The following is a 25173-nucleotide window of genomic DNA, read 5'->3' as shown; positions in this document are numbered from 1 at the left end:
AATACGATGAGGGGTTTTTATTTTTTAAAAAGGCACTTGTCCTCGGACAAACACCGCTCCGATTCTCTCTCTCTTTTCATATTTTATTCTATAGAAAAATATAGGAGGTGAGAGAAGTGTTTGGATTTTCAATGGTTCAATTTACAAGAAATTATGGCTCGAAAATGGACAAAAATCTCAGAAAAAATCTAGTAAATTTATATCGCCCTTTCAAATGGACACCATGTTTTTTACACAAAGGTCTTGAAAGGATAATAAAAAAGACTAGAAAATTTGAAGTTATTATTGAATACAAAAAAGGAAAAACAAATGCAGACAATGTAAAAGAGGTCCTAAATCGTCATATGCGCTGTATGCTTAAACATGAATTTAAAACGATTCCAAGCTGCTCAGCAACCATTACAGCGGCGGGTTTAGAGGAACTTTTACAAACATGTACGAATGTAAAACGGGTCTATTTAAATTCTGAAGTTAAAGCTTTATTAAACGTTGCGACTCCGGCAGGTAAAGCTGATCGTGTTGTTCGAAATGGGACTGAGCTTACAGGTGAAGGTGTAACAGTAGCTGTCATCGATACCGGAATTTACCCTCATCAAGATTTAGAAGGGAGAATTGTAGGGTTCCAAGACATGGTAAATGCTAATGTTGAACCTTATGATGATAATGGACATGGCACTCATTGTGCTGGTGATGTAGCTGGAAATGGATTGGCTTCAGGTGGGAAATATAAAGCTCCAGCATATAAAGCAAATTTAGTTGGTATAAAAGTACTGGACAAACTAGGTTCGGGGTCATTGGATAATGTCATGAAGGGAGTAGAATGGTGTATTCTAAATAACCAAGATTTGACCAAACCAAGGATAGATATTATCTCTATGTCTCTAGGGGCAACTGCTCAAAGACTAAACAATGAGGATGCTGATCCAATGGTTCAAGTGGTTGAAAGGGCATGGGATAGTGGTATTGTAGTTTGTGTTGCTGCAGGAAATGAGGGTGATGAACCGAGTACAATCGCAAGTCCTGGAATCAGTAATAAAGTCATTACAGTCGGTGCACTTGATGATAAAAATACATTGGATAATCGCATGGATGACACAATCGCAGAATTTTCAAGTAGAGGTCCGACGATTTATAATGTGCAAAAACCCGATATTGTAGCGCCAGGTGTGAATATCATTTCATTACGGTCACCTAACTCATATCTTGATAAGTTCCAAAAAGCAAATCGTATAGAGGAAAATTATATCGCCTTATCTGGTACTTCAATGGCAACACCATTCTGTGCTGGTGTAGTGGCATTAATGATTGAAAATAAGAAGATCCAGAATAAAAGTTTTACTCCAGATGATATAAAAAAAGATTTACTAAAAGGCGCAGATAAATGGAAGGGCATCGATTACAATACGTATGGTGCTGGGTATATTAATGCACAAAATTCAATCAACTAAAACAGGCTCAAGTAGCCTGTTTTTATCATTTAATAAATAGTGGAGTGGAGGTGTGGCCATGAGTAAATTTGAAAAAGAAATAGAACGATTTGTTGCAGATTACTACAAAGACCATGATGAGGCAATAGGAAAGCTGGATAAATGGGCTGCGGAAAACGAGAAGGGATTAAACCAGTTGGTGGTACAAGCGGGTAAATTTGAAAAAGAACTTGAAGCAAGAATGGAAAAGCTGGATCAATGGTTCTCCAAAAAACAGCAGGAGCTAGAAAAGAAATTGGATGATTAATGTACTAAAATTTCCACGTTAGCCCTGTGCACCTGTCCTCACAAGTTTGACCATCAAAACATATTTTATAATGTACTCTTTATACGAGGAGGTGCAAAATATGGGCTACGGATTCGGTGGTTGTGGCTGCGGTGGCTACGGCTATGGTGGATATGGCGGGGGATCAACTTTTGTATTAATCGTTGTATTGTTCATCCTACTAATTATTGTAGGTGCTTCTTTCTTTAACTAATCACAACATTCCCCAAAATCGAGGTACGAGTCAATTGACTCGTACTTTCTCCATTTAAGAAAAGGGATATAGTTTCTTGCACCACTTTTAGGCGGATGTCATACGATATAACACAATGTAAGGAGGCTTCGAAATGGATAATAACTTTTTTAATAATATCGGAAAGAAAACAGGCGTAGATATGCAGGAGGTATTCAAGCTAGCAAACTCGTTGCAAAATGCGAATTTTAAGGATGAAGCTACAGTTCGTAATGTAATTAAAAAGGTCTCTAAAATTGCAAATAAGCCAGTAAATAAACAGCTAGAAGACAAAATTGTGAATAGCATCGTAAATGGCAAAGAAAAAATGGACTTTAACACGATTTCAAAAATGATTAACAAAAAATAAGGATGGAGGTCTGATGAATAGTCAGACCTTTTTCTATAGGACCCCTACAAATACAAGGCTTGCTTCGAATTCTTTCAATAATAATACATACTTTACGAAAACATACATATGCAATAAAAGAGGGAACGGAGGGAAAAGAATGGGCTATATATTACCAATCAACAATGACCAATACAATCAATATGTTCACCGTACTACGAATTATAAAACACCCCAAATGAAACTTCATCAAGTGAATCCAGTATCATTGAACGTTAATCAGCGTACCTATGATTTACACCAAGTTGAACGAAAAGCAATGACGAAAAAACAAAGCCAATATATCGAAAATATCCGTGCGCAATATACTGGCAATGGGTTGCTCTATAACGAATCCATCTAATAAAGGGAAGGCTAGAATTCTTGAACGTACAAGCCTTCCTCTTCACGCCATTCTGCATAAAGTAAATCCTTATATGTGGCTACACCCTGGCTTTTCAATTCCGATTGTAACCACTCTACTGAAAAACCACTTTCCTTTAAATTTTCTTGAATCAAGACACCATCACTTACCAATGTAATTGGGAGTCGCACCTTTTGTTCCATCATATTATAATCCTGTCGGGTGGGTGGTTCATAGGGAGACTTTTTTAGGACACTGATGGATCCATCTGTCTCTAAAATCGCATATTCGGCCTCTCTAATAGAAAAAACCCCCTTCGAACGAAGAAGATGCTGGAGTTGATTAATATCCAGTTTGTTTTTCTTTAAATGATCTTTAATAATTTTTCCCTTGTGAATGATGATAGAAGGTTTTCCTTCAAGAAAGGGCCTTGTCCTTCGAATCTTCTGTGTAATCAATTCAATCATATAAATTAGAACCCCCCAAATAAGGATGGCAAAAAGAATTTGAAAGATCCCGATATCTCGATCGAAAACAGCATTTCCAACTAACTCACCTAGTACCAAAGCAGAAATAAAATCAAAAGCCGTAATTTGGGTTATTTGTGTTTTTCCCAGAATTTTTGTAAGTATGAGTAACCCTAAAAGGCCAATTACTAAATCAATGGCAATTTTAAAAAAGTCCAACATGCTCACCTCTCTATGGTAGAATGAGCAGGTTTTCCTTTTTTTATCCAACAAAAAAAGGATGTCAATTAAGACATCCTAATTCCTACAATAACTTGATCATCGTGACATGAGGTATACCAGCATCCATAAATAGACCTGATACAGTTTCATATCCTAGTCTTTTATAGAAGTTTTCTGCATGTGTTTGAGCATTGAGTTTTAATTTTGAAATACCTTTTTCTTTCGCAATGTCCTCCATCTTATGCATAAGTAAATTCCCCGCACCTTTTTTACGGTGAGAAGCAAGAACACAAATCCGTTCCACCTTGCCGTATCCATCAAGTACACGGAAACGACCAGCTCCTACAGGTTCATTGTTATCATAAAGGACAATATGTGTAGCTTCATCCTCAAATTGATCAATCTCTTCTTCAAGAGGTACATTTTGTTCATCGACGAAGACCACTTTTCTGATTGTGTAGGCATCGTCTTTTTCTTTGTTGTTCGTTACAATTCTTACTTCCATACTGTGTTCAATTTTCCTTTCCTAAACGAAATGTTTCGTAAACGGTCCAGGACCCGTTTTCCAGCTGATAAAGGAGATGGAACCGGTCAATTTGTTCCTCGTGATCCATTTTTAACATACGTAACTGACCATACACATCTGAATGCTCATCGCCCGATAGCTTTTGTCCAATTGTAATATGGGGAACAAATGCATATTCGGGTTCTCCTGCAAAATAACCGGAGTGAAGTTCTTTATGAAGTTTTTGTAATTCTTCATTCGGGTTTACTTTCAAGTAAATTACATTATTAACAGGGGAAAAGGAGCTAACCTTCATGACCTCTAATTTAAATGGTTCGACCAGCTTGGAAACCGCTTCTAATTCCGTTGTAATATCCTTAATCTCATCATCGGATGCTTCAAATACATTTTTAACCGTAATATGTGGTGGAATTAATGCATAATGCGGGTCATACCTTTTGCGGTACGAGTTTGCCGTGTCTTGAAGTTTTTTGGACGGGAAGATAACAATGCCATATTTCATTTTATTGCCCTCCTTATGGATTAAATAAATCAAAACGTGAAGTACCTGACTTGAGTTTTACGAAAATAATAACACAATTATATCAAATATCCGAAAATGATAGAATACGAATGCCGATTATTTTAACATTTTTGAAAGGGCTCTTGGTAAATCAGGCTGCCAAAATTTCCATGTATGATTTCCATTAAATTCCTCATAAAAATAGGGATAACCCTTTTTCACAATGATGTCATGCAATTCGCGGTTTGGTGTTAAAAAATCTTCAATATCACCATTTGTTGTTTTTACCTCAGTTTCACCTGTTCCGATGATATGATACAAATCAAGGAGATGCGGCTCTTCAAAATCTTCAACCTTTTGAAGAACATAATCGTTTACAAGAGGTGATTGCATCATTATCTTTCCAAAGGTATGAGGGTATTCAAGTGCAGTTAAAAGCGAAATAGTTGCCGCCAGTGAATCCCCGATTAGTGCGCGACCTTGGCCCATTTGATAGGTTGGAAACTCCTGATCAAGAAATGTTACGAGTTCTTCCCCTAAAAAACGCTTATATAAATGATGCTGCTCACCATCTGGGTGGTATTTCATACGGCGGTCTGCAACGCTTTTATATGGAACCCCAACAATTATGGTATTGCTGATTTCACCAGTTTCTAAAAGCTTATCGGCTACCCGTGCAACCCTGCCTAGATTAAAATAATCGCGTCCATCCTGAGCGATGAGAACATTGTATTTATAGAGGGGAGAGAAGGCTGCCGGTAAATAAACAATAAGCTCAAGTTCTTCATTTAAAATCTTACTATGTATAGTCATTTCCCTAACAGTGCCTTTATTAATCGTCATCATCATAATCCTCCAAACAAACAATTTACATGTCCTATTATACCGTTTTAAAAAGGAATGCGACAGGGATGATCCCTGTCGCAAATTGGTGCTTATTAAGCAGTCGCTTCACCCATATGTTTCTTTTCAGATTCTGCAACATACACGGCACATGCAGCATCGCCAGTAATATTAACTGCTGTACGTGTCATATCAAGTAATCGGTCAATACCGATAATTAAACCGATACCTTCTGCTGGTAAACCAACCGCTGTTAGTACCATCGCCAGCATGATTAAACCAACACCAGGAACACCAGCCGTACCAACACTTGCAAGCACAGCTGTTAAAATAACCACTAAAATTTGAGTAAATGTAAGTTCAACACCATATACCTGTGCAATGAAAATGGTCGCAACACCTTGCATGATTGCTGTTCCATCCATATTGATTGTTGCACCTAACGGTTGAACAAAGCTACTAATCGGTTCAGGAACCTTTAGATTTTTTTGTGCTGTTTCCATTGAAACTGGAAGTGTAGCATTACTACTTGATGTACTAAATGCAACTGTCATCGCAGGTGCAAACCCTTTGAAAAACTCGATTGGACTTCGTTTTGCCAAAAATGCAATCGTACCGCCATATGTGACAATGGCATGGATAAGTAAGGCGCCAAGAACAATTAGGAAATAAGCGAGCATTGCTTTAATTGCAGCGTACCCTTGGCTTCCAATCGCAGTTGCTATTAATCCAAATGTTCCGTATGGGGCTGTTTTCATCACAAGATTAACAAGATACATCATGATTTCATTTGCTTGCTCAAATAGATTTAAAATACCTTTTGTTTTTTCACCTAAAACAGTTAAAGCTAAACCTATAAAAACAGCAAAAGCAATAATTTGAAGCATATTCGCATCATTCATTGCGGTAAAAGGATTCGTTGGGATAATATTTATTAACGTTTCCATAACAGGAGGAGCTTCAGTTGCCCCATCGTAGGTTACTCCCTCTGTATCAAATGCACCTCCAGCCCCTGGCTTAAATATAGAAGCAAGTGCGATTGCAATGATAATGGCAATCGTAGTTGTTGCTAAAAAGTAAGTAATCGTTTTTGCTCCAATTCTACCAAGTTTCTTAGGATCACCAAGTCCTGCAACTCCTAGAGTGATAGATACTAAGACAATTGGAACAACAAGCATCTTGATTAAATTCAAGAAAATTTGACCTAACGGTACGAATACCCAAGTGTTAGCGTATTCAAAAAGCTGTGGTGATGTTAAATTCAAGATAAGACCGACAAGTGCACCTAAACCTAAACCTAATAAAATCTTTTTAGTCAATGACATAAGAAACCTCCTCGTAGATGTAGTAAATGTGTGTATTGGCGGCAAAAGAGAAATGTAAATTGCGATGAAAAGCATACTTTTGGAGACACAAAAAGCCACGAGAGTATGGCTCGTGGCCTTAAACGTTGATTTGCGCAACAATGCTCTCTCCTGATGCTTACGAGGTTAGCTGTCGGATTCGGATGAAGAATGTCCTACCTTTTTAAAAAAGGATTCACCCCGAGTGCATTTCCTTTTGCACAATATGGTTCCCCCGTTTCCCGATTTTGGGAATTCAGCGACTATTTAGTTGTACTTTGCCTTAATAATATCTTTACATATAAAATTATTATGTGTCAATACTACATTAGTATTGTTTTTATCATATTAATATTATCAGAGTGAGTGATCCCAATAAAATTAGTAGAATCTAATTGACAAACCTTCAAAATGGATGTATATTATGAATTATTCATATATAGTGATTCCGTAGCTCAGCTGGGAGAGCGCCACCTTGACAGGGTGGAGGTCGTTGGTTCGAGCCCAATCGGAATCATCAATTGAAGCCTAGAGCCATAATGGTTCTAGGCTTTATTATTTTTCGCCAACAACGATTAAAAATCTAAATGTTGACGAACTGTTGACGAATTGATTTTTTATGCCTTTTTTCTTTTAAAAATATCATCTAATTTTTCTGCTGCCCCTTCATCGGCAGACCTTAGAGCATGTCCATACGTATCCATCGTTATTCGAATTCCAGAATGACCTAAACGTTTGGAGATAATTTTTGCATGTACACCTTGGTTAATTAATAAAGTTGCTGAGGTGTGACGTAAATCATGAAGACGAATGAATCTTATTCCAACGGAATTAACAAATCTTCTCCACCATGTTGTTGGAGTGGTGGGGTAGAAGTGTGTGCCATCTTCGTTGCAAAAAAGCCATTCGTGTTCTTCCTCAATCCACTTATCCCTCATTTTCATTTTTTCTTTTTTCCAATATAACTGAAAATCTTCTAATTCATTTACGATAGAAGAGGGGAGAGAAATTATTCTTTTGGATTTCTTTGATTTAGGCTTTTTTATAATAGGCTTCCCGGATTTCCCTCTTGTTATTGTTTGTATGATTGTTATTGTTTTTTCATTTAAATCTACATTGGACCATTCCAAACCTAATAATTCCCCGCGTCTTAATCCAGCAGCTAACGCTAAGGATACAAAGATTCTCCAATGTGGACTACGATCTTGAACCGATGCTAACAACACTTCTACTTCATTGGCATCATACACATCTTTTTCTTCATCATCGTCATTGTTTTGCGGTTTTTCAACAGAGTCAACCGGATTTGATTTTACAAACTGCCACTTTACAGCTCTTTCAAAGATATTTCTCAATACTCTATGGATATATTGTTTTGTTCCAGCAGAAACTGGACCTTCTCTACCATCTTTTCTCTGTATTTGAGCAAGGAAATTTACAATATGAATTGGTTTTATTTGGTCAATCCTCATGTGACCGAAATATGGTGTGATGTGATTTTTAATATAGGTCAAGTAAACATCTAATGTTTGTTCAGAAAGGTTCTCTTGTGCATATTTACTTTCCCACACTTCAATAAAGTCCTTTAGAAGCATTTTTTCAGGCGTGATATATTCACCAGCTTCTACCTCCATCTGAAACTTTGCAAGTATAAGTTCCAGGTGATCCTGTAGCTTCTTTTTGGTTTTTAGTAAGGCCTTATCTTCAATTCGAATTGTTTTCGTTCTTCTAATCCTTTTTCCTTTAGCGTTATATCCAGCTTCCACAACCATTAACCAAGAATTTTCACCACGTTTTTGAATGCTAGCCATTATTTCTCCCTCCTAAAAGAATATATGTTCGTCTAATGTGTTAAATAAAACCCTCATCTGTTACAGATAAGGGAAAGTTGCATTATCTTTTTTCCATCTTCTTGAATATAATACTGTGTGTTATGATAATAATAATATTGGAGGTGTTGAAATGCTAAGAGCTCTGAATAATTTATTCAAAGATACAAACAGCGAAATGAATAAGCTCAATAAAGAGTATGAGCAGCTATCCATGCATAATCAGCAAAGAGGTTCTGATATACATGAATCATTAAAGAAAAAGTCTTCCGAATTTAATCAAAGTAAACAAGATAGAAAAAAGCATTTTGATATCATTCGTAATAAATAGCAATTGGAGTTACTAACACATCGTTTGGTTTTATGATTCCAAATGAACCCAACAACAAATCGAATATCATATTTGGAATAAGATCTAAATCATCAGTATTAAAAGTGGGCATGTTATTTTCGTTATATACAGTTTCCTTAATACCAATAATCCTTACTAAAAACTTTACATTTCTACTTTTATCAGTTCTGAAAGAAAGTGCAACTGAGGAATCCCGTAAATAATCTTTTTTTAGGAACCCAATTTTATTCCCAGCTTTTATGATTACAGAGTTCCCAAGTGCGCTGGCTGAATAGGTACTGAAAGTCTCCAGTATCTTAAATGTATTGAGTATAGGTAATAAAGCTTCATATCTTTCTTCGTATGATTCTGCAAAATCGATTTTATTTTGATCTTTAGAGGATAATTTTCCTTTTCTTTTCCGCTCAAGTATTTCCAATGCTTCATTTATATCACCGATAGGAGACTGCTCGTTAAATAACATTAATTTGTTTAAATGTTCACTATCAATTACGTTTTTTAACAAATCAAAATCATAGAATTTAAAAGTATCTTCACCTAGATGTAAATCCCCTTCTTTAAAATCTGGTCCACTGACAAAAAGTTCTAGTTGCTCTAATTTACTTTGTAAGATATCTAAAGCGTAATCATGAAATGCTTTATTTAAAATATCTTTCTGTCCCTCAAGGATTGTCCTAGAACCAGCCAAAGTCTCATTCCCATTATTGTCAAGGTTGGAACCAAGTAACAATTCACCACCTGGGAATAATCCTGTACTCAATTTTACTTGGCCTTTTACACCAGCATTCTTTCCTCTTGTAGTTGAGTGCTCTTCTGTTTCTGATTTTTGAGAATCCTCCTCCATAGAAAAACTGTCGATTATTCCCTCGTCTAATTGAGCTAACATAGAGTTAAGTATATTTGTGTCTAAGTAAATTATCTCTTTCATTTCCAATTCCCTCCATGAAATATATGTTCGGTTTTTAGTTCTAAATAAAACCCTGCAGTGAAGCTGGGGTGATTATGTCCATATTTTTTTAACATATAATCTAATCAAACCACTCCAAACTACCAAGCTTACCTTTAAGCATTCCAAATCCATCCACACGTCGGTTATAAATTATTTCAAGACGGTACAGGGCAAATTCCTCTGATACGACAAAATAATCCGCTATTTCTGAAACCATTACGGCTTGATCAACTGCAGCTGCATAAACATTCTTTAGAAAGCGTTCAGGCATTAATAAGTAAGCTGACATTCTCTTTGCTTGTGATTCAGTTTTTGCAATCAATGTCTTGCTGGCGCCCACCTGTGATATGTGATGAGCATAGATATGACAAAATTCCTCTGCAAGAATTAATTTCTTCTCTACTGCATCAAGACCAGGTACGAGATAAATAACTCCACGACGACCTTTATCACTAGGGAAGGCAATGGCCTTTAATCCATCTTGGATTTCACCGTCGTAAAAGTCCTTGTCCAATGGTTTTATCTTGATTCCGTATTTCCAACATATATCATATAGGTCTATTTCATCTGGGCTCTTATAGTTGAAGTGAGATAGGATCTTATTTGCGCGATCCTCCCAGTAGTCCGTTTTTACAGTTAGTTCCCTTACCTGCATAATTTTTACATCTCCTGTTGAAAGAAAATCGCCGTGAGGGCGATAAAATTTAAACAATATTGTTTATTTGACTGGTACTAAAATGATAGGGATAGTTGCTTCGACTTCTTCTCCTTCAATACCTTCAAAAATAAAGCTATGTAACTCGTCTCTACCAAATGTATCCGCAACTTTACTTCGGCCATTTAATCCTCTTATAAATACATTTCCGTATTGACCTTGTTGGGGTTGTAAGTCATATCTTCCTGGTGGTATATCCTTCCCAAAATAATAATATCCTGCACCTAACTTTATAGGCTCTTCACCAGATTTTTGAATTTCTCCAGTTATACTGGCAAGCTCTGATTTTTTTGATTCTATATCAGAGTTTAGAGTTTCAATTTCACCTTTCTTAGTTCCAACTTGGGTTTCAAGTGTTTTTATTTCCTCTAATATAGCAATCTTGTTATCTATTATTTCAACTGCCTCATCAAAAGTTTTCTGGTTTTCTTGAACTTCTTTTATAATGCTTTCTTTTTCCTTATATTTTTCACTTATATCAATTTGTAAATCCTTTGAAATTTGCTCTTTTTTCTTAATTTCTTCTACAAGTTCATCGTATGTCATTTTTTTTCCTTCTATTGGAATAGCAGCCGCACTTTTTCCAGAGTAGTAACCCATTGTATTTGAAGCTACAACAATAATAACTAGTGAAATACCACCAATAAAAAAAGCACGTTTATTATCTTTTATCTTTTGGATAAATATATTGAGTTTTTCATTCATTAAGTATTGCCCCCAATTTTATTTACGATTTAATCATCAATAATGTCATCTCGATCATCATCCTCTTCTAAATCCATCTTGATAACTTCCCACATTTTTATAAGTTGCCTTATTTTTTTATCTGGAGCGTTAGCTAAGTCGTGGAATAAGGAAGGATATTTTTTTATTTCTTCAAGCACTTTTAGTTCGTTAGGTGATAAATGTATTTGTTTTCCAGCAACATTAACTTTTAAATCAGTTATACCTAACAAATAATCAACAGAAACATCGAATATCTCAGCAATTTTTTGGGTGGTAGCATGGTCAGGTTCTCTTTTTTCCTTTTCGCTTTCGTAATAACCGTATGCTTGTCTAGTAATCCCTAATTTGTTTGCAATTTGTTGTTGCGTAAGTTTACGGTCTGTTCTTAATTTTTTTAATCTACTTTGGAAACTCATATGTATTCCCCTTAAACAACATTATTTAACTAAATTATACAGCAACAAATAGTTGCTTTGAATCAAGGTAACAAAAAATTGCATTTAAATGTTGACAGAAACATTTTGTTGCTTATAATAGTAATTAAGAGAGCAACAAAACGTTGCTAATGGAGGTGGATACCAATTGAGAAAATGGCTAGAAAATGCTAGGAAACAGAAAAAACTCACTCATCAAAATGTTGCGGATCTAGCTGGAATAAAGCGCCAGTATTACGGAATGATTGAGAATGGAGAACGAACTCCAAGTGTTAGTACCGCAAAGAAAGTCGCAAAAATTTTGGATGTTGATTGGACTCTTTTTTTTGAAGATAGAGGTAACAAAACGTTACCTAAGAAAATAACTGCTTAAGGAGGTCCATCATGCCAACTATCAGAGAAGTCCTTGAAAAGTCTGAAATGAAAACAGAACTACTGATGATTGCTATCAACCTAGAAGAAGGCGATGAACTCTATACAAAGCAGGATGCAATCCAGGACTTACTAAAATTCATTGATAAATACAATTTGTAGGAGGTGCTCTAGTTGCAAAGAAAAACCCTAACCACCGAAGAAGTTGCAGATTACATCGGTGTTCATAAAGACACGATTTACACCATGGTTCGACAGAAGCAAATACCTCATATCCGAGTTCGCAGAAGAATTTTCTTCTCAATAGAAACAATAGATGCTTGGATGAGAGACCAAGAACAAAAAAGTTTGGAGGTAGCGCAGTGAATCAATTACAAATTATCAATCAAAATGGTCAATTGTTAGTAGATAGCCGAGAAGTCGCTGAGATGACCCAAGTTAGGCATGCTGATCTACTCGAAAAAATTAAGAGCTTCGTCAAATATTTAACCAACGGAGATTTCCGTTCGTCAGATTTTTTTAAAGAAACTACTTATCGAGATAGTAAAGGTGAAATAAGACCTTGTTATCTTCTAACTCGTAAAGGTTGCGACATGGTAGCAAATAAAATGACTGGTGAAAAAGGAGTACTCTTTACTGCAACTTACGTTACCAGGTTTGAACAAATGGAAAATGAATTAAAAGCTCCTAAGACTCAACTAGAAATATTACAGGGTACCATCAATCAGTTAGTAGAACAAGATAAACGTATGTCTCAGTTAGAGGGGCAAGTAAATAACATTTCCAATATCGTTTCACTTAACAATGTTGGATGGCGTGAAAAAGTCAGTGTAATTCTTAAAAAGATTGCTAAGTATTGGACGGGTATCGATCCATATCGAAGCGTAATCAATCTAAGCTATGAACGTTTCGAAAAACGAGCAGGATGCAAATTGGATATTCGTTTAAATAATCGAAAAGAACGCGCCATAGCACAAGGTATGTCTAAATCTTACGTTCAAAAAATAAACAAACTTGATGTTATCTCAGAAGAAAAACGGTTGGTTGAAATTTACTTACAAGTAATAAAAGAAATGGCTATTGAATTCAGAGTCAATATTAACGACTTCAAATTTGAAGAAGGAGCCTAACTAATATTCTATCATCACATCCAAAATTAAATGGTAGAAGGGAGGTGTTACCAGGTGAAGGTTGGTAGAGCAGCAAAAGCGGTTAAAGAAGCAAGGCATGATGCTGGATTTACACAACAACAGCTCTCATTTGAAATTTTTGAATCGCGTGAAGCAGTTTCACAACAAGAAAACGGAAGATATAAGGTTCAACCAAACATAACAAACTATTTTGCCAGTGAGCATAACAATCCGTGGGTGGCGATGGAAGCATCAGCTGAGTATATGAACTGGGGACCTGCAAAGTTAGATGGTGAAGCAGCTGATTTACATAGAACTAGTGTCCTATTGAAAACTCAAGAGGAATTAGAAGAGGCATTAAAGGCGGTTGATCTAGCAGCAAAAAAACTTTCGGTAAATCCGAAACAGGTTCAGGAATTTGAGATTCAAATTATCGAGAAGTCAATTTTAGAGTGTATCGATGTAATTACAGCTTCAAACCATTATGTAGCAGTTTTGTGTAAAGAGTATGGGTTGTCTTGGACGAAAATGTGGACTAAGCACAAATTGAAACTTATTCAAAGGAGGTTTTTGAAGAAATGACCATTATTTTTCTTTGGTTTTGCACAACGTTTATTGCAGTAGGGGTTGGTTACGTTTTGGGATCAAAATTAGAGGGTGGTAAGAATGAAAGTAGAAACTAAAGTTCCTGAATTAATACATGATATTTGCCCTAGTTGTCATCCAACAGCATATGTAAAAACAAAGGCTAAGTTTACTGGAGATATTGAGGATTGTGGAACACACAAAGAATATCTATATAAATGTACAAGTTGCGATGCTCGTTTGTGGGTAGATGAACAGTGGGCAAGAACTCATGAGGTAAAGGAAAAGCAGTAAGCTAAGCGGCTACTTAACTTACTGCCTGTGACCTTACAAAGGATACTGAATTAATCTAATTGTAGCATGCAAATGCATGTTCGGCAAGGATTGATTCTTGCCGTAATGATCGAGAACTGAAAATGGCCGCCCCCCGCCTAAGTAGGTTCTTGCTCATTCCGGTGTGAATTACACCTATCACATTTACTTTATCATATTCGAAAGGAGGACAAGATATGCCCCTAATTCAAACTGGTTATCAAAACATGGTTAGTCAGCCGGAGCATAACGGGATTGATTATTTCGGTAATGAAATTCTAGAAGGAGACTCGATTGTTACTAATAACGAGAAAGGAGATGTGGTTTTAGAAGACAGTCTTGAAGATTATTTGATTGAAGTTCTTGGTTTTACCTTTACCCAGGCAAAATAAAAGACCCACCGGGCAAGGGTGAGTCAGTTGGGATTCCTAAACATCAGTAATTAAATTGTACAGGAATCTCCTTAAAAATTCAAATGGAGGTTTAAATAATGATTCAAATTACATTCAGTAGTTCGAAATTTGACCAAATGCGCCTCACACAGGCTCGCGGTCACATCAACATCAAACCGAACGGAACGCCAGTATTTCAGTTTAAAAACAAAGAACAATTCAATAAATATGTAGAGCTCGGCAAGAAGAGGGAGGTAACAGCATGAAAAATATTACATTGTTGCAGCTGTCACTAATTAATTTCAAGGGCGTTAAAAACTTTGTCTTAGATACTCGTGGCGAAAACGTGAAAGTATTCGGTGACAACGCCACTGGAAAGACAACACTCTTTGATGGATTTGTTTGGTTGTTATTTGATAAAGATTCTAATAACAAAAAAGATTTTTCAATAAAAACATTGGACAAGTCAGGGAAGGTCTTACACAACCTAGATCACCAAGTAGAAGCAATTTTTTTAATCGATGGAGCCGAGTTAACTCTTAAAAAGTCCTATTCGGAAAAGTGGACAAAAAAGAGAGGTTCCATTCATCAAGAATTTTCGGGCCATACTACGGATTACTTTATCGATGGCATACCATCCAAGAAAAAAGAGTATGACGAACTAATCTCTGGATTGATTAATGAGGATGTTTTTAAACTCTTAACCTCACCATCGTACTTCAATGAGCAACTTAAGTGGCAAGATCGTCGCAGGGTTTTGCTTGAAATCAGTGGTGACATTACGGATGAAGAGGTAATTGCTAGTAATAAAGATTTGGCGAAATTAATGAATGTGCTAAACGGTCGTTCAATCGAAAACCACAGGAAAGTAATTGCAGCTCGCAGGATTGAAATCAACAAGGAACTAGAGAAGATTCCAGTTCGAATTGATGAATTACAGCGCAGTCTACCTGACCTAACAGGGATTGAACGTGAAAAGCTGGAGGCTGAAATTAATCGCATTAATAGTGACATTGATGGAGAAATGACTCTGATTAATAACATCCGGAATGGTAATGCCATTTCCCAAAAGCAAAGGGAAATTCAAGTGATTGAAATTGAATTACTTAGGATTAAACAAGAACATGAAGCTGGATCCAAGGAAGATGTTTATCGATTAAAAGCGAAAGTCCAAGAAGAACAATCTAATATTTCTCTTCTGAATTCAAAGCTTGAAAATGTTAAAAGCAACAAGCGCTATAACGATGACAACCTCAAACGAATTGAAGATGAATTGATTAAGTTGCGTGAAGAATGGCAGGTAGTGAACTCACATGAATTTAGCCACAGCGAACAATGCGAATGCCCAACTTGTGGACAAGACTTACCAGAGGAACAAGTAACAGCTGCAAGAGATAAAGCTTTATCACAATTCAACTTAGAAAAGTCTACAAGACTAGAAAGCATCAATAAACGAGGACAGCAAGTCAAATTACGCAAAGAAGAAATCCTTTCTGCAAACGAAAAATTATTAAATGAATACGACACCACTAAGGTCCAAATTGCTGATAAGCAAAAGGCTATTGAAATTCTACAAGAACAGTTACAGGCTCTTGAAATCACAATTGTAGATATTACTGAAAATCCAATTTACGTTGAAAAACTGAATGAAAAACAACAGCTAATGAAGCAAATGAACGAACTTAAGATTTCTGCTGATGAATCCATCCAAGATATTCAACTGGCTATTTATAAGCTTAAGCAGGAACGCGATGAACTACAAACTGAGCTTGCTAAATTTGCACAGAATGAACTTGCTGTAAAGAGAATACGTGAGCTGCAGGAGCAAGAGGAAAAGCTAGCTGAAGAATTTGAAAAGCTTGAACACCAATTGTTCTTAACAGAAGAATTCATTCGAACAAAAGTTAATCTTCTGGAAGATAAAATCAACAGCAAATTCAGATACGCACGATTCAAGTTGTTTGAAACACAAATAAACGGTGGTCTCCAGGAGGTTTGTGAAACCTTATATGATGGTGTTCCTTACGGTTCAGGCTTGAACAACGCGGCAAAAATCAATGTAGGTTTAGACATTATAAATACATTATCGGAACATTACGGATTTATGGCACCAATCTTTGTTGATAACTCCGAAGCGGTAACGAAACTAATTGACGTTGATGCTCAAGTTATATCCCTTGTCGTGTCTGAAAAGGACAAGGCGTTGAGGGTCGAAAGTCCAAAACAACTGAATAGGGAGGCTGTATAAGAATGAGTAATAAAAACCAAGTAGCACTTATCCAAAAGGACATAACGGATGATGTAAACAAAAGTCTAGGGAGGTTGCAGGAAGATGGGCTTCAACTTCCTGCTAATTATAACGCTAGCAACGCATTAAAAAGCGCATTTTTCAAACTTCAAGAGGTTAAGGATAGGAACGGAAAACCAGCACTTGAGGTTTGCTCTAAAGCATCTATAGCAAATGCATTGTTAGATATGGTTGTTCAAGGTCTGAGCCCTGCTAAAACTCAATGTTATTTCATTGTATACGGGGACCAGTTGCAGTTGAATCGGTCATATTTTGGCACACAGGCTGTACTTAAACGTCTTACGAATGTTAAGGATATTTGGGCAAACGTAATTTTTGATGGTGATGTGTTTGATTACGAAATTGCAGGTGGTCGTGAAAAATTACTCAAGCATGAAACAAACTTCTTGAATCGAGATAACGAAATTTTAGGAGCTTACGCAGTGGTTAAAACAAGCGAAGATGAAGAAATATTAACGGTTATGACTAGAAAAGAAATTGAAACATCATGGAGCCAAGCGAAAACAAAGAACGTACAAAACAAGTTCCCGCAAGAAATGGCCAAACGTACCGTTATCAATCGTGCTGCTAAAGCTTTCATTAACACAAGTGATGACAGTGATCTACTTGTAGAAGCAATTAATAATTCAACGGAGAATGAGTACGACAACGAACGTGTAGATGTTACTCCAGAGGCCGAAGTGCAGAAACAAATTGAAACAAATGCAAATTCTGAGGTTATTGATATTGAATACGAAGAAAAGGAAGAACCTCAAATAATTGAAGAAGAAACACATCAACAGCAGATGACATTTCAGCAAACAGGCACTGAAGGACCTAACTTCTAATGATTGAGATAACAGCAATTGCATCTAGTTCGAAGGGGAACTGCTACAGGGTTACAGATGGCACCACACCCCTTCTCCTAGAATGCGGGATAAACTACCGGGAGATTCAAAAGGCATTGAATTTTAGAATGTCAGAGGTTGCAGGGTGCTTAGTAACACATGAGCACGGGGACCATTGTAAGTCGATTAAGGATGTATTGAAGGCAGGAATCAACGTATACGCTTCAAGAGGAACGGTTGAAGCTTTAGGTATTAATCATCATAGAATCAATCCAGTAGTGGCAAAAAAGCCATTTAAGATAGGTACCTGGACTATTCTACCCTTTGATGTTCAACACGATGTATCGGAGCCATACGGTTTCCTGTTAGCCAACCAAAACGGAGAGAAGCTACTTTTCGCCACGGATACATACTACATCCGTTACAAGTTCCCAGGCCTATCGCACATAATGATTGAGTGTAATTATTCAATGGAAATCTTAAAAGAGAACATCATAGCAGGCAAGGTACCAAAGGTAATGAGAAAAAGATTAATGCAGTCTCATTTTAGCTTAGAAAACGTTAAAGATTTCTTTAAAGCTAATGATCTATCAAAAGTTCAAGAAATTTGGTTGCTCCATTTAAGTGATAACAACAGTGACGAACAAAAGTTCAAGAGAGAAATAATGGAGCTCACGGGGAAAGTTGTTTATGTACCAGGATGATGAGGTAGAGGTAACCATCCCTCAGTGTTATGTATTGATGACTGAGGGGTTAAATGAACGTGGTAAGAGATTTAAAGCGTATGTTCAGGGATATATAAACAAAAGTTACCCCGAACTAGAATTTATAAAAATTGATGGCATGAAAGCAATCTGTAAAAGGAAGTAGGTGATACGGTGCCCGAAGACAGCTTTCCTTTTAATACTTATTCAGGGCTTTTAACCCCGAAACATTATAAACGAATCGGAAGTGCAATCTGGTTGTTTCTATGGTGTATAAGCTCAACGACAGCCGAGAAAGAAAAAGATGGTGTTGTATGGGGCATCGTGTTGGGGAATAAACCTCAGAAACTACCAGAGCTTGCGGAAAGATTTGGAGTCAATCAAAAGACTGTAAGTAGATGGCTAGAGACTCTTGAAAATGAAGAATACATTAAAATAACTCGTGCTCCTTATGGGTTAATTTTCACAGTCAAAAATTCTAAAAAGTTCAAAGTTAGAAAAGACAAAAATGTCCAATCTGACCCAAAAAGAGATAAGACAAAAATGTCTACTCTCTCCACAGATAAGACAGAAATGTCCAATCCAGTTAGATCAGACAAAAATGTCCAATCTAAGAAAGATATTACAGAACTAGATATTACAAATATAAATAATAATGCTGCTGATATATACGCACATGAAGAATCAACTGGCGGGGTGCCTACAACCGAAAGTGTCCAGCTTGCTGATACCGATCAGAGTAAGGGACAAATACCAGGTAGTTCTTTAAGTGACTTTGAACAGCTCAAAGAAAAATATATGCGGTTAGCCGGAATTGGTGGATTCGATGTTTCTGCTAAAGACAGGCACAGCATTGAACTACTTCTAGAATACAAGATTGATGTTAATAAGCTTCTAGACTGGTTGGAGGAATGTTTTAGTGATTACAAACCAAAACATAAATTCGACAAGATTAATAGTTTTGCATATTGCATCCCAATTATTCTTGATAAACATGTTGCCGAGGAAGACGCGAAAAAAGGTAAACCTCAAGTACGCAAAGGTCGAGGTTATTCAAGAAAGCCTCTCCGACAAGAGTTAGTACCGGAATGGATGGAAAAGAAAGATGATCCGGAAAACAACCAACCTGAACAAGATGTTGTGTCATTTGAAGAAAAGAAACGGTTATTTGAGGAACGCTTAAAACAACAGAAAAATGGGTGATGACATGAACTTACAAGCTACGCAGCTAACACAAGCAGTAGAGCAAAGAAAGGATGAATTAAAAGCATCCTTGATGAAAATGGGGTATTTTAAAACACCAGATAAAAAACAGCTGTATGAGTTAACTTTGTCGGAATTAGAACAAATTTACGAAAACGTAAAATGCCAATACTCCATGGGAATGACGGTAGGAAAATGACAGAGCAAATCACCATTGTCAAAGATTGGGACAAGCTGTCATTGGTCAAACGCATTCAGGAGCTAGAAAAGAGGGGCTATTCATGTGTAGCCCCGATAACATCCATCAAGAAAACTACAAAACTATTCAAGTACAGAAAAGCAGATTACCAAGCTTATAAAAAAGATTTTCTTGGCACCGAGGATCATGTTTTATACATTGTAAAAATGATTAGGAAGGTGAGTGCTTAATGGTTAGTAAAAAGGCAATGCGTGAGTATTATCTGGATGAGTTGAATCGATTAGGTGTAAGGGCTACTAAGGATGGAGTATCAATTGATAAATGTGATATTGACGAACTGCATTATGAATTAGTTCTTGCTTCGTTTCGTGAAGTAGATACTGCCAAAGCGGAAAACGCTTGGTTTTAGGAGGTTGGGAGAATGCGAGAGATTAAGTTTAATTTCTATAACACAATCTCACAAAAATACACCACTTGGGAAGAATCAAATGCTGGCATGCCGATGTGTTCTTTTTCCACTCATAAGCATTTGAAGTTTCTCCAGTTCACAGGTTTAAAAGACAAAAATGGGAAAGAAGTTTTCGAAGGCGACATAGTAAGAATTAATTCAGACTTTCCGGATGAATTTCACGAGGTAAAGTTTGCTTGCGGTGGATTTATGGCTGGTGAACTGTTTTTAGATGACTACTGGAATTTAAATGGACACATGTTTGAGGTAGTTGGAAACAAATTTGATAATCCTGATCTAGTGGATGAGGGGGAAGAAGAATGATCTGTCCAATATGCAATCGTCAATTAAAAAGCAAAAAAAGCATTGAACGCGGTATGGGTCCTGTTTGCGCTAAGAAACAAAAGGAACGCGAGAACGAACCTCCAAAAGGTCAGCTGCAATTCGTGGAAGAAACTGTCCTGGTGTTAAGGGAATGCTAAAAGTGGAAATACCGGTTGAGCCGATGGGCGCGGTTAGGATGACAGGTCGAGGAAAATACATCAAGCCTAACGCCCAGCGGTACCTCACATATAAAAAACTAATTCAGATGCATGTGTTAAGTCAGGTAAAACGAATGGAGCTCCTAACAGGTCCACTGGAAGTAACGGTGTGGTTCACAATGCCGATTCCACAGAGTTGGAGCAAGAAAAAGAAACTTGAATCGATAGGAGAATGGCATTGCAAGAAACCCGATATCGACAATTTAGTTAAAGGTCTATTCGACTCATTGAACGGACTAATATGGACGGATGACAATCAGGTAGCTGTAGTTAAGTCCTACAAGCTATACGGTGAAAGTCCACGGATTGATGTATATGTGGAGGGATTAAAAGAAGATGGCCAAAGGCAAGCGTAAACGTCAGTGGATCCTTTTGTTCCGGTACGAAAACGGACAATCTGTACATCTTTATGAAAAACTCCAAAAACATGATTTAAACAGCAGATTAAGACAAGGATGGAAGGTTGTGAAGTAATGATTAACAAACTATGTCAAGAAGCCTATGAAACTGCTAAATCCAAAGGATGGCATGATACACCAGTAGAAACGGGTACTAAATTAGCGCTTATTCACAGCGAGGTGAGTGAAGCACTAGAAGCTGATCGTAAGGGAGATAGGGAGAACTTTGTTGAAGAGCTAGCAGATGTGTGTATTCGAATATTTGATTTATGTGGTTCAGAAGGAATTAATTTGGAATCAGCAGTTTTAAAGAAAATGGAGTACAACAAAACAAGGAACTATAAACATGGCGGTAAAGCTTATTGATGGGAGGTCGGAATAAGTGGCAATGCCTGCGGTGAGATGGAAAGCAAAAGCAATGGATAAAAAGGAACATCGAGAATACATTGATTCAGTCAAGGAAGCCATCGCGGATTTAGACCATGCTTTACGCTGCTACTACATTTCATTAGGTGATGATTATTCAATGACCGATGAGGATAAGGTTGCTTTTCTAAAACATGCCTTTGAAGAAGGGCTTAAGGAAGTTGGAGTAACTTATAAAACGGTGGTGAGGTTTAATGACTAGGAAAACCGCACATGGAGATGTTGTTGTAACAATTCTTACACCTGACAAAATGGAGAAATATTGCCGGGAAAGAGGTCTTACTCCTCCGAGTGAAGTGAAAAAGAAAAAGTCTAAGCGCAAGGTTGATTATTCGATTGAGCGGTATGAGTGTGAAAAGAAGAGGAATGAAGCTTAATTTGTAATGTGTTTCAAAAAAGGAGAAGCCATCCCGTCCAAGATGGCTTTAACCCAGATGAAAAATCTTTGCAAATTATTCAAATTAAACAGTGTAACGCTTCCAAGGAATTCTACTCGGGTGAATGTTAGCTAAGAATTTTACAATATCTTTTCTTCCTTGGTATGTTGGGACTCCACGTAAATCTTGAGCCATTAAGATGAGTGGCATTCCTGGGAAGTGCCTAGAGAATGCACTTCTTGCTTCATCAATAGAGTGACTGCTTTGTAAAACATGAGATTTAACTATAACTATAGCAAAAGTTATTCCTTGTTCTTTAATTACTGCTCCATCAAATTGCATTTGATTCACCACCTTTCTATAATCAACAATTCGACAAGAAGGTGGGAAATCCTACAAGAAAAATAGTAAATAAGTAACAAAAGAATTATTATGTTTTCCAATAAAATACTTATCGAACAATTAGCGGAAAAAGGAGTGGTTCTTGTGAAGGTTGAAGTTTCTAAGGAACAATTTTTACAAGTTAGGCAATCTGAAAAGGTAGCTGGGAAAAGCATTAATCAATTACAAATGTTCGTCCCTGATTGTGTTGGAGGAGTATGGGGAGCATACCAGGTAATCCGTTGTTATAAGTCTATTTCAAAGTATTATGCAGAAATGAAGTTGATTGAGAAAGCAGACAGCAAAATGGATGCTCATTTAAAAGTCAGGAAGATCGCTGAAAGCTTTAAAGCTAAAAAAGTAAATTTTATGTTTGATATTTAGATTGATTAGGAGGGAAAGCATGGACACCAATACAAGATTGATTGAAATTAATGAAAAAATATCGGGTAACGGCAGGCAGTTTATAACATCAAATGATGTTATCTGGCTTATGAATACAGTTGCAGCTCAGCAGAAAGAGATTGAACGCCTAAAATACAACAGCGAACAAGAAAGAAGACTAAACAAGGATTTGCATAACCTTATGGAATATCTGCAGGATAACCTGGTTTTATCCGAACATAGTTACGGTGAAAGTATATCGCTAATTGCTTTGGATGCTTTATAGAAACAGAAACAAGAAATCGAACATTTAAGAACAGTTGAACAAGCCTACGAAGCTTATAAATCAGCGCATTAAAAAAAGCCAGGATCTCTCCCGGCCAGCTCACTTTAATTATACCATGGGAGGGGTGTATGTGAGGCTAAAGGATTTAAAAATAAACCCTACTAATCTCAAACTTGAAATTGATATAATGGAATATAATAACAGCTTTGCTATTGTGGTGTGTGATGGAAAAGCTAGACTTACAGAGCTGCCAGAACATGGAGAAACAAAGATAATTACACACCAGGGTAAAGTGAAACGGGTCAAGTTTGATGAGGGGGAAGAGTTTTGATAGAAGTACTAAAAGAGATACAATGGATTCTTGGTTTAATAATCGGTTTTTTTCTAAATAGAATTGCTACGAAGCTTGATAGAAAGGTACAAGCTGAAAAATCTAAGGAGATGTATTATAAGCAATACATGATTTATAAGAACCAAATTGATCTATTCCTTAAGTATATCCAATCTTTTGTATATGAGGATAGACGAGATGTATTGACCTTAACAAGGATAAATAGAACTTGTAAATACTTAAAGGAAGAACTCCTAAAATTTCCTTTAGATACCATACCGAAAGATATTTTTCTACAACACAGAGGTCTAATGAATAATTTAATTAATTTTCAATTAGATACTAGAATGGAACTTGAATTTAAAGACACAGGAATATTGTCTTTTGAAGAAAAGTTAGCAGACTACAAAGAAAATTATGTGAAGTTAAGTGATCAAGTGTTAGAAATTGAAAAATTTTTAAGTTGAATAATACAGTTCTACCAGCCCTCTGGAGGACACTAAACGACGCAATAGCGTTTGTTTGGTGTCCTTTTTAATTTGTAAAAAGGAGAAATGTAGATGAATCCTACTTTTAGAGACCAACTGAAGCAGTGGAAAAAGGAAAACGGAATGCAGCATAAGGACACACCAATTATAGAGAGTCCGAAGAAGTCGCCGCCTAAGAAGAAGGACGAGCTTTCAGAATCAGATTTGCGGTATTTGATGGGTACGGGAATGCCAACATACAAAAGGCATAGGGGTTCAATCAGACGACGTTAGGGGGATAAACAGTGAGAAATTGGGCTGATCAGTTAATACACGAATACACAAAAGGACGTAGAGAATTAAGCAAACTTAAGAAGAAATTGAACAATGAGATAGTAGCAGATAGAGTGGACAGGAGTTTAATTAACAGCATGATTGATGATACAGATTTTGTAATTGAATGGTTGGAGACCGGAAGACAACCAGGTCTTATGCGAGGAATTGATAAAAGGACCATTTACCAAAAACGTTCATTGGAAAGCATGGATATTATTCCTGATATCACGAGCCAAATTGATGAGGATGATAAACCATTATATATCCCAGCAGACCAAAAAAGGGTGTTAATTAATATTCTCTCGTCGTTTTCATTAAGAGAAAGACAGTGCTACATATTACATGCAGCTCAAGGAATGAGCATGCAAGAAATAGCTGATGAACTAGGACTGAAGAAACGAACAGTGCAGCAATACATTGAAAGGGCAAGAAAAAAAGTTGAACAAAGAGTTTCATGACGTACGCTCCGACGTACGTTGTTTTTATTATTGAAGATTGTTTGCAGGAAGATTGTTTTAATAGGTCGAATGATGCAGGAAAAAACACCTCTCTTGTCGAAAAGACTACCCAATAGTGCTTTGTTTAGAGTATTTTTTTATGTAGTTACCTAAGGGGGATTAGATGAAATACATCGTTTATACTATACTAATTTATTATTTCTTTATTACTGTTGTGGCTATGGTTGGGGAGAGAAGCGGCAAAACATTAAAAAGAGGATTTATTTTATTCCCTTTAAAGATTACTTGGGTGGGATTTCTAATTTTTATTACGATTGGTTTGCCTATATTAGGGTTTAGAGACTTCATTGACTATCAAAATAACCAAGAAAAGAAAAACAATAATCATATATTTGTAGAGGATGATTCAAATCCAACACTAAATTGTGCAGAAGATTGTGGACCCGGTGAGGGATATCCTGACTATACTGAACCTGATAGGTATCATATGGTGGATACTGATGGTGACCCTAATACAGTTATTGATCAATATATTAGATCCAACGCAGATCATTTCGAATCGAATAATATTGATTACGAGCCGTACGAATATAACAATCCTTTTGATTAATTACAAAAACAGCATCCTTCGGGGTGCTTTTTATTTGCAGGAAAACATCTTCT

At 36.6% G+C, this 25173-nt stretch carries 45 protein-coding genes, 1 tRNA gene and 1 riboswitch; of the genes, 35 read left to right on the top strand and 11 right to left on the bottom strand.

The window, feature by feature from the left end:
* Nucleotides 1-116: 116 nt before the first annotated feature.
* The 5 genes from V7112_RS08840 to V7112_RS08820 all read left to right on the top strand — a co-directional run bounded on the left by V7112_RS08840 (nucleotide 117) and on the right by V7112_RS08820 (nucleotide 2736).
* Entirely contained in the window at nucleotides 117-1448 is a 1332-nt protein-coding gene (locus tag V7112_RS08840; RefSeq protein WP_335417909.1) for a S8 family peptidase, read from the top strand.
* A gap of 58 nt (nucleotides 1449-1506) precedes the next feature.
* Entirely contained in the window at nucleotides 1507-1734 is a 228-nt protein-coding gene (locus V7112_RS08835; protein ID WP_335417906.1) for a hypothetical protein, read from the top strand.
* Between the two features lie 100 nt (nucleotides 1735-1834).
* Nucleotides 1835-1966, top strand: coding sequence for a YjcZ family sporulation protein (locus tag V7112_RS08830; protein ID WP_335417903.1), 132 nt, complete (start codon nucleotides 1835-1837; stop codon nucleotides 1964-1966).
* Between the two features lie 133 nt (nucleotides 1967-2099).
* On the top strand, nucleotides 2100-2354 hold the full coding sequence (locus V7112_RS08825; RefSeq protein ID WP_335417901.1) for a stage VI sporulation protein F: 255 nt from the start codon (nucleotides 2100-2102) through the stop codon (nucleotides 2352-2354).
* A gap of 139 nt (nucleotides 2355-2493) precedes the next feature.
* Nucleotides 2494-2736, top strand: coding sequence for a hypothetical protein (locus tag V7112_RS08820; protein ID WP_335417899.1), 243 nt, complete (start codon nucleotides 2494-2496; stop codon nucleotides 2734-2736).
* Nucleotides 2737-2747: 11 nt separating this feature from the next.
* Here V7112_RS08820 and V7112_RS08815 read toward each other — a convergent pair whose 3' ends face one another.
* The 5 genes from V7112_RS08815 to V7112_RS08795 form a co-directional block, all read right to left on the bottom strand.
* Nucleotides 2748-3425, bottom strand: a complete 678-nt coding sequence (locus V7112_RS08815) for a DUF421 domain-containing protein (RefSeq protein ID WP_335417895.1) — start codon at nucleotides 3423-3425, stop codon at nucleotides 2748-2750.
* Between the two features lie 82 nt (nucleotides 3426-3507).
* Nucleotides 3508-3930, bottom strand: coding sequence for a GNAT family N-acetyltransferase (locus V7112_RS08810; RefSeq protein WP_335417891.1), 423 nt, complete (start codon nucleotides 3928-3930; stop codon nucleotides 3508-3510).
* A gap of 7 nt (nucleotides 3931-3937) precedes the next feature.
* On the bottom strand, nucleotides 3938-4453 hold the full coding sequence (locus tag V7112_RS08805; RefSeq protein WP_335417888.1) for a YjcG family protein: 516 nt from the start codon (nucleotides 4451-4453) through the stop codon (nucleotides 3938-3940).
* 117 nt (nucleotides 4454-4570) lie between these two features.
* Nucleotides 4571-5296, bottom strand: a complete 726-nt coding sequence (locus V7112_RS08800; RefSeq protein ID WP_335418064.1) for an alpha/beta hydrolase — start codon at nucleotides 5294-5296, stop codon at nucleotides 4571-4573.
* Nucleotides 5297-5391: 95 nt separating this feature from the next.
* Nucleotides 5392-6621, bottom strand: a complete 1230-nt coding sequence (locus V7112_RS08795) for a dicarboxylate/amino acid:cation symporter (RefSeq protein ID WP_335417885.1) — start codon at nucleotides 6619-6621, stop codon at nucleotides 5392-5394.
* Nucleotides 6622-6759: 138 nt separating this feature from the next.
* A riboswitch (cyclic di-AMP (ydaO/yuaA leader) is annotated at nucleotides 6760-6911 on the bottom strand.
* A gap of 172 nt (nucleotides 6912-7083) precedes the next feature.
* Between V7112_RS08795 and V7112_RS08790 the strand changes: the two genes are divergently transcribed.
* A tRNA-Val gene (locus tag V7112_RS08790) sits at nucleotides 7084-7156 on the top strand.
* A 100-nt stretch (nucleotides 7157-7256) separates the two neighbouring features.
* Here the strand turns inward: V7112_RS08790 and V7112_RS08785 are convergent.
* The gene (locus V7112_RS08785; RefSeq protein ID WP_335417879.1) at nucleotides 7257-8450 is read right to left on the bottom strand and encodes a tyrosine-type recombinase/integrase; all 1194 of its coding nucleotides are present in this window, start codon (nucleotides 8448-8450) and stop codon (nucleotides 7257-7259) included.
* Nucleotides 8451-8601: 151 nt separating this feature from the next.
* On the opposite strand from V7112_RS08785, the gene V7112_RS08780 reads away from it, so the two are divergent.
* On the top strand, nucleotides 8602-8799 hold the full coding sequence (locus V7112_RS08780; protein WP_335417876.1) for a hypothetical protein: 198 nt from the start codon (nucleotides 8602-8604) through the stop codon (nucleotides 8797-8799).
* On the opposite strand, the gene V7112_RS08775 is transcribed toward V7112_RS08780, so the two are convergent.
* From V7112_RS08775 to V7112_RS08760, 4 genes are all read right to left on the bottom strand, one after another.
* Nucleotides 8783-9748 carry a DUF6414 family protein gene (locus tag V7112_RS08775; RefSeq protein WP_335417873.1) on the bottom strand — a complete coding sequence of 322 codons (966 nt, stop codon included), beginning with the start codon at nucleotides 9746-9748 and terminating at the stop codon, nucleotides 8783-8785. The genes V7112_RS08780 and V7112_RS08775 overlap by 17 nt on opposite strands.
* Before the next feature lie 100 nt (nucleotides 9749-9848).
* Complete coding sequence (locus V7112_RS08770; protein WP_335417870.1) at nucleotides 9849-10424, bottom strand: ImmA/IrrE family metallo-endopeptidase; 576 nt, start codon at nucleotides 10422-10424, stop codon at nucleotides 9849-9851.
* A 63-nt stretch (nucleotides 10425-10487) separates the two neighbouring features.
* Nucleotides 10488-11189, bottom strand: coding sequence for a hypothetical protein (locus tag V7112_RS08765; RefSeq protein WP_335417867.1), 702 nt, complete (start codon nucleotides 11187-11189; stop codon nucleotides 10488-10490).
* 29 nt (nucleotides 11190-11218) lie between these two features.
* Nucleotides 11219-11626: a helix-turn-helix domain-containing protein gene (locus tag V7112_RS08760; RefSeq protein WP_335417865.1), complete on the bottom strand. Its 408-nt coding sequence runs from the start codon at nucleotides 11624-11626 to the stop codon at nucleotides 11219-11221.
* A gap of 166 nt (nucleotides 11627-11792) precedes the next feature.
* Between V7112_RS08760 and V7112_RS08755 the strand changes: the two genes are divergently transcribed.
* The 21 genes from V7112_RS08755 to V7112_RS08655 all read left to right on the top strand — a co-directional run bounded on the left by V7112_RS08755 (nucleotide 11793) and on the right by V7112_RS08655 (nucleotide 21867).
* Nucleotides 11793-12017, top strand: coding sequence for a helix-turn-helix transcriptional regulator (locus V7112_RS08755; RefSeq protein WP_335417862.1), 225 nt, complete (start codon nucleotides 11793-11795; stop codon nucleotides 12015-12017).
* Nucleotides 12018-12028: 11 nt separating this feature from the next.
* Entirely contained in the window at nucleotides 12029-12178 is a 150-nt protein-coding gene (locus V7112_RS08750; RefSeq protein ID WP_335417859.1) for a hypothetical protein, read from the top strand.
* 12 nt (nucleotides 12179-12190) lie between these two features.
* Nucleotides 12191-12382, top strand: coding sequence for a helix-turn-helix domain-containing protein (locus V7112_RS08745; protein WP_335417856.1), 192 nt, complete (start codon nucleotides 12191-12193; stop codon nucleotides 12380-12382).
* On the top strand, nucleotides 12379-13146 hold the full coding sequence (locus V7112_RS08740; protein WP_335417853.1) for a Rha family transcriptional regulator: 768 nt from the start codon (nucleotides 12379-12381) through the stop codon (nucleotides 13144-13146). The genes V7112_RS08745 and V7112_RS08740 overlap by 4 nt, the downstream gene beginning before the upstream one ends.
* A 54-nt stretch (nucleotides 13147-13200) precedes the next feature.
* Nucleotides 13201-13728, top strand: coding sequence for a helix-turn-helix transcriptional regulator (locus V7112_RS08735; RefSeq protein ID WP_335417848.1), 528 nt, complete (start codon nucleotides 13201-13203; stop codon nucleotides 13726-13728).
* An 84-nt stretch (nucleotides 13729-13812) separates the two neighbouring features.
* A complete protein-coding gene (locus V7112_RS08730) occupies nucleotides 13813-14025 on the top strand; it encodes a hypothetical protein (RefSeq protein ID WP_335417845.1) in 213 nt (70 codons plus the stop codon).
* A 215-nt stretch (nucleotides 14026-14240) separates the two neighbouring features.
* Complete coding sequence (locus V7112_RS08725; RefSeq protein ID WP_335417843.1) at nucleotides 14241-14435, top strand: YqaI family protein; 195 nt, start codon at nucleotides 14241-14243, stop codon at nucleotides 14433-14435.
* Nucleotides 14436-14533: 98 nt separating this feature from the next.
* Nucleotides 14534-14701: a hypothetical protein gene (locus V7112_RS08720; protein WP_335417840.1), complete on the top strand. Its 168-nt coding sequence runs from the start codon at nucleotides 14534-14536 to the stop codon at nucleotides 14699-14701.
* Nucleotides 14698-16683, top strand: coding sequence for an AAA family ATPase (locus V7112_RS08715; RefSeq protein ID WP_335417837.1), 1986 nt, complete (start codon nucleotides 14698-14700; stop codon nucleotides 16681-16683). Before V7112_RS08720 ends, V7112_RS08715 begins: the two co-directional genes overlap by 4 nt.
* Before the next feature lie 2 nt (nucleotides 16684-16685).
* The gene (locus V7112_RS08710; RefSeq protein ID WP_335417834.1) at nucleotides 16686-17570 is read left to right on the top strand and encodes a recombinase RecT; all 885 of its coding nucleotides are present in this window, start codon (nucleotides 16686-16688) and stop codon (nucleotides 17568-17570) included.
* On the top strand, nucleotides 17570-18274 hold the full coding sequence (locus V7112_RS08705; protein ID WP_335417832.1) for an MBL fold metallo-hydrolase: 705 nt from the start codon (nucleotides 17570-17572) through the stop codon (nucleotides 18272-18274). The genes V7112_RS08710 and V7112_RS08705 overlap by 1 nt, the downstream gene beginning before the upstream one ends.
* 174 nt (nucleotides 18275-18448) lie before the next feature.
* On the top strand, nucleotides 18449-19477 hold the full coding sequence (locus V7112_RS08700) for a hypothetical protein (protein ID WP_335417829.1): 1029 nt from the start codon (nucleotides 18449-18451) through the stop codon (nucleotides 19475-19477).
* Nucleotides 19478-19481: 4 nt separating this feature from the next.
* Nucleotides 19482-19676 (top strand): Fur-regulated basic protein FbpA, encoded by a 195-nt coding sequence (locus tag V7112_RS08695; RefSeq protein ID WP_335417826.1) that lies wholly within the window; start codon nucleotides 19482-19484, stop codon nucleotides 19674-19676.
* Nucleotides 19673-19906: a hypothetical protein gene (locus V7112_RS08690; protein ID WP_335417824.1), complete on the top strand. Its 234-nt coding sequence runs from the start codon at nucleotides 19673-19675 to the stop codon at nucleotides 19904-19906. Before V7112_RS08695 ends, V7112_RS08690 begins: the two co-directional genes overlap by 4 nt.
* A complete protein-coding gene (locus tag V7112_RS08685) occupies nucleotides 19906-20085 on the top strand; it encodes a hypothetical protein (protein WP_335417820.1) in 180 nt (59 codons plus the stop codon). Before V7112_RS08690 ends, V7112_RS08685 begins: the two co-directional genes overlap by 1 nt.
* Nucleotides 20086-20097: 12 nt before the next feature.
* The gene (locus V7112_RS08680) at nucleotides 20098-20448 is read left to right on the top strand and encodes a YopX family protein (protein WP_335417817.1); all 351 of its coding nucleotides are present in this window, start codon (nucleotides 20098-20100) and stop codon (nucleotides 20446-20448) included.
* Nucleotides 20445-20606: a DUF6011 domain-containing protein gene (locus tag V7112_RS08675; protein ID WP_335417814.1), complete on the top strand. Its 162-nt coding sequence runs from the start codon at nucleotides 20445-20447 to the stop codon at nucleotides 20604-20606. Before V7112_RS08680 ends, V7112_RS08675 begins: the two co-directional genes overlap by 4 nt.
* Nucleotides 20600-21022: a RusA family crossover junction endodeoxyribonuclease gene (locus V7112_RS08670; RefSeq protein ID WP_335417811.1), complete on the top strand. Its 423-nt coding sequence runs from the start codon at nucleotides 20600-20602 to the stop codon at nucleotides 21020-21022. Before V7112_RS08675 ends, V7112_RS08670 begins: the two co-directional genes overlap by 7 nt.
* Before the next feature lie 117 nt (nucleotides 21023-21139).
* Nucleotides 21140-21430: a MazG nucleotide pyrophosphohydrolase domain-containing protein gene (locus V7112_RS08665; protein WP_335417808.1), complete on the top strand. Its 291-nt coding sequence runs from the start codon at nucleotides 21140-21142 to the stop codon at nucleotides 21428-21430.
* 16 nt (nucleotides 21431-21446) lie between these two features.
* On the top strand, nucleotides 21447-21692 hold the full coding sequence (locus V7112_RS08660; protein WP_335417805.1) for a hypothetical protein: 246 nt from the start codon (nucleotides 21447-21449) through the stop codon (nucleotides 21690-21692).
* Nucleotides 21685-21867: a hypothetical protein gene (locus V7112_RS08655; RefSeq protein WP_335417803.1), complete on the top strand. Its 183-nt coding sequence runs from the start codon at nucleotides 21685-21687 to the stop codon at nucleotides 21865-21867. Before V7112_RS08660 ends, V7112_RS08655 begins: the two co-directional genes overlap by 8 nt.
* 84 nt (nucleotides 21868-21951) lie before the next feature.
* Here V7112_RS08655 and V7112_RS08650 read toward each other — a convergent pair whose 3' ends face one another.
* Nucleotides 21952-22209, bottom strand: a complete 258-nt coding sequence (locus tag V7112_RS08650; RefSeq protein ID WP_335417800.1) for a hypothetical protein — start codon at nucleotides 22207-22209, stop codon at nucleotides 21952-21954.
* A 144-nt stretch (nucleotides 22210-22353) separates the two neighbouring features.
* Between V7112_RS08650 and V7112_RS08645 the strand changes: the two genes are divergently transcribed.
* The 7 genes from V7112_RS08645 to V7112_RS08615 all read left to right on the top strand — a co-directional run bounded on the left by V7112_RS08645 (nucleotide 22354) and on the right by V7112_RS08615 (nucleotide 25120).
* Nucleotides 22354-22632, top strand: coding sequence for a hypothetical protein (locus tag V7112_RS08645; RefSeq protein ID WP_335417797.1), 279 nt, complete (start codon nucleotides 22354-22356; stop codon nucleotides 22630-22632).
* Between the two features lie 19 nt (nucleotides 22633-22651).
* Nucleotides 22652-22918 (top strand): hypothetical protein, encoded by a 267-nt coding sequence (locus V7112_RS08640; protein ID WP_335417795.1) that lies wholly within the window; start codon nucleotides 22652-22654, stop codon nucleotides 22916-22918.
* 130 nt (nucleotides 22919-23048) lie between these two features.
* A complete protein-coding gene (locus V7112_RS08635; protein ID WP_335417792.1) occupies nucleotides 23049-23249 on the top strand; it encodes an XtrA/YqaO family protein in 201 nt (66 codons plus the stop codon).
* Nucleotides 23246-23716, top strand: a complete 471-nt coding sequence (locus V7112_RS08630) for a hypothetical protein (RefSeq protein WP_335417790.1) — start codon at nucleotides 23246-23248, stop codon at nucleotides 23714-23716. Before V7112_RS08635 ends, V7112_RS08630 begins: the two co-directional genes overlap by 4 nt.
* A 93-nt stretch (nucleotides 23717-23809) precedes the next feature.
* Nucleotides 23810-24010 carry a hypothetical protein gene (locus V7112_RS08625; RefSeq protein ID WP_335417787.1) on the top strand — a complete coding sequence of 67 codons (201 nt, stop codon included), beginning with the start codon at nucleotides 23810-23812 and terminating at the stop codon, nucleotides 24008-24010.
* Between the two features lie 11 nt (nucleotides 24011-24021).
* Nucleotides 24022-24510, top strand: a complete 489-nt coding sequence (locus V7112_RS08620; protein ID WP_335417784.1) for a sigma-70 family RNA polymerase sigma factor — start codon at nucleotides 24022-24024, stop codon at nucleotides 24508-24510.
* A 163-nt stretch (nucleotides 24511-24673) separates the two neighbouring features.
* A complete protein-coding gene (locus V7112_RS08615) occupies nucleotides 24674-25120 on the top strand; it encodes a hypothetical protein (protein ID WP_335417782.1) in 447 nt (148 codons plus the stop codon).
* Nucleotides 25121-25173: the final 53 nt, after the last annotated feature.

This window comes from Bacillus sp. JJ1566, from assembly GCF_036962685.1.
Lineage (GTDB): Bacteria > Bacillota > Bacilli > Bacillales > Bacillaceae_L > Ferdinandcohnia.
This window is presented reverse-complemented; position numbering and strand designations above follow the sequence as displayed.

Excerpts from the sequence above, each read along its gene's own strand:
- V7112_RS08825 (WP_335417901.1), top strand. The coding sequence starts at position 2,100 with ATGGATAATAACTTTTTTAATAATATCGGAAAGAAAACAGGCGTAGAT.
- V7112_RS08650 (WP_335417800.1), bottom strand. The coding sequence starts at position 22,209 with ATGCAATTTGATGGAGCAGTAATTAAAGAACAAGGAATAACTTTTGCT.
- V7112_RS08675 (WP_335417814.1), top strand. The coding sequence starts at position 20,445 with ATGATCTGTCCAATATGCAATCGTCAATTAAAAAGCAAAAAAAGCATT.
- V7112_RS08835 (WP_335417906.1), top strand. The coding sequence starts at position 1,507 with ATGAGTAAATTTGAAAAAGAAATAGAACGATTTGTTGCAGATTACTAC.
- V7112_RS08800 (WP_335418064.1), bottom strand. The coding sequence starts at position 5,296 with ATGACGATTAATAAAGGCACTGTTAGGGAAATGACTATACATAGTAAG.
- V7112_RS08750 (WP_335417859.1), top strand. The coding sequence starts at position 12,029 with ATGCCAACTATCAGAGAAGTCCTTGAAAAGTCTGAAATGAAAACAGAA.
- V7112_RS08695 (WP_335417826.1), top strand. The coding sequence starts at position 19,482 with ATGAACTTACAAGCTACGCAGCTAACACAAGCAGTAGAGCAAAGAAAG.
- V7112_RS08780 (WP_335417876.1), top strand. The coding sequence starts at position 8,602 with ATGCTAAGAGCTCTGAATAATTTATTCAAAGATACAAACAGCGAAATG.
- V7112_RS08725 (WP_335417843.1), top strand. The coding sequence starts at position 14,241 with ATGCCCCTAATTCAAACTGGTTATCAAAACATGGTTAGTCAGCCGGAG.
- V7112_RS08640 (WP_335417795.1), top strand. The coding sequence starts at position 22,652 with ATGGACACCAATACAAGATTGATTGAAATTAATGAAAAAATATCGGGT.
- V7112_RS08805 (WP_335417888.1), bottom strand. The coding sequence starts at position 4,453 with ATGAAATATGGCATTGTTATCTTCCCGTCCAAAAAACTTCAAGACACG.
- V7112_RS08670 (WP_335417811.1), top strand. The coding sequence starts at position 20,600 with ATGCTAAAAGTGGAAATACCGGTTGAGCCGATGGGCGCGGTTAGGATG.
- V7112_RS08710 (WP_335417834.1), top strand. The coding sequence starts at position 16,686 with ATGAGTAATAAAAACCAAGTAGCACTTATCCAAAAGGACATAACGGAT.
- V7112_RS08760 (WP_335417865.1), bottom strand. The coding sequence starts at position 11,626 with ATGAGTTTCCAAAGTAGATTAAAAAAATTAAGAACAGACCGTAAACTT.
- V7112_RS08715 (WP_335417837.1), top strand. The coding sequence starts at position 14,698 with ATGAAAAATATTACATTGTTGCAGCTGTCACTAATTAATTTCAAGGGC.
- V7112_RS08685 (WP_335417820.1), top strand. The coding sequence starts at position 19,906 with ATGGTTAGTAAAAAGGCAATGCGTGAGTATTATCTGGATGAGTTGAAT.
- V7112_RS08730 (WP_335417845.1), top strand. The coding sequence starts at position 13,813 with ATGAAAGTAGAAACTAAAGTTCCTGAATTAATACATGATATTTGCCCT.
- V7112_RS08665 (WP_335417808.1), top strand. The coding sequence starts at position 21,140 with ATGATTAACAAACTATGTCAAGAAGCCTATGAAACTGCTAAATCCAAA.
- V7112_RS08765 (WP_335417867.1), bottom strand. The coding sequence starts at position 11,189 with ATGAATGAAAAACTCAATATATTTATCCAAAAGATAAAAGATAATAAA.
- V7112_RS08815 (WP_335417895.1), bottom strand. The coding sequence starts at position 3,425 with ATGTTGGACTTTTTTAAAATTGCCATTGATTTAGTAATTGGCCTTTTA.
- V7112_RS08625 (WP_335417787.1), top strand. The coding sequence starts at position 23,810 with ATGAATCCTACTTTTAGAGACCAACTGAAGCAGTGGAAAAAGGAAAAC.
- V7112_RS08785 (WP_335417879.1), bottom strand. The coding sequence starts at position 8,450 with ATGGCTAGCATTCAAAAACGTGGTGAAAATTCTTGGTTAATGGTTGTG.
- V7112_RS08820 (WP_335417899.1), top strand. The coding sequence starts at position 2,494 with ATGGGCTATATATTACCAATCAACAATGACCAATACAATCAATATGTT.
- V7112_RS08775 (WP_335417873.1), bottom strand. The coding sequence starts at position 9,748 with ATGAAAGAGATAATTTACTTAGACACAAATATACTTAACTCTATGTTA.
- V7112_RS08615 (WP_335417782.1), top strand. The coding sequence starts at position 24,674 with ATGAAATACATCGTTTATACTATACTAATTTATTATTTCTTTATTACT.
- V7112_RS08830 (WP_335417903.1), top strand. The coding sequence starts at position 1,835 with ATGGGCTACGGATTCGGTGGTTGTGGCTGCGGTGGCTACGGCTATGGT.
- V7112_RS08770 (WP_335417870.1), bottom strand. The coding sequence starts at position 10,424 with ATGCAGGTAAGGGAACTAACTGTAAAAACGGACTACTGGGAGGATCGC.
- V7112_RS08655 (WP_335417803.1), top strand. The coding sequence starts at position 21,685 with ATGACTAGGAAAACCGCACATGGAGATGTTGTTGTAACAATTCTTACA.
- V7112_RS08720 (WP_335417840.1), top strand. The coding sequence starts at position 14,534 with ATGATTCAAATTACATTCAGTAGTTCGAAATTTGACCAAATGCGCCTC.
- V7112_RS08680 (WP_335417817.1), top strand. The coding sequence starts at position 20,098 with ATGCGAGAGATTAAGTTTAATTTCTATAACACAATCTCACAAAAATAC.
- V7112_RS08705 (WP_335417832.1), top strand. The coding sequence starts at position 17,570 with ATGATTGAGATAACAGCAATTGCATCTAGTTCGAAGGGGAACTGCTAC.
- V7112_RS08810 (WP_335417891.1), bottom strand. The coding sequence starts at position 3,930 with ATGGAAGTAAGAATTGTAACGAACAACAAAGAAAAAGACGATGCCTAC.
- V7112_RS08690 (WP_335417824.1), top strand. The coding sequence starts at position 19,673 with ATGACAGAGCAAATCACCATTGTCAAAGATTGGGACAAGCTGTCATTG.
- V7112_RS08795 (WP_335417885.1), bottom strand. The coding sequence starts at position 6,621 with ATGTCATTGACTAAAAAGATTTTATTAGGTTTAGGTTTAGGTGCACTT.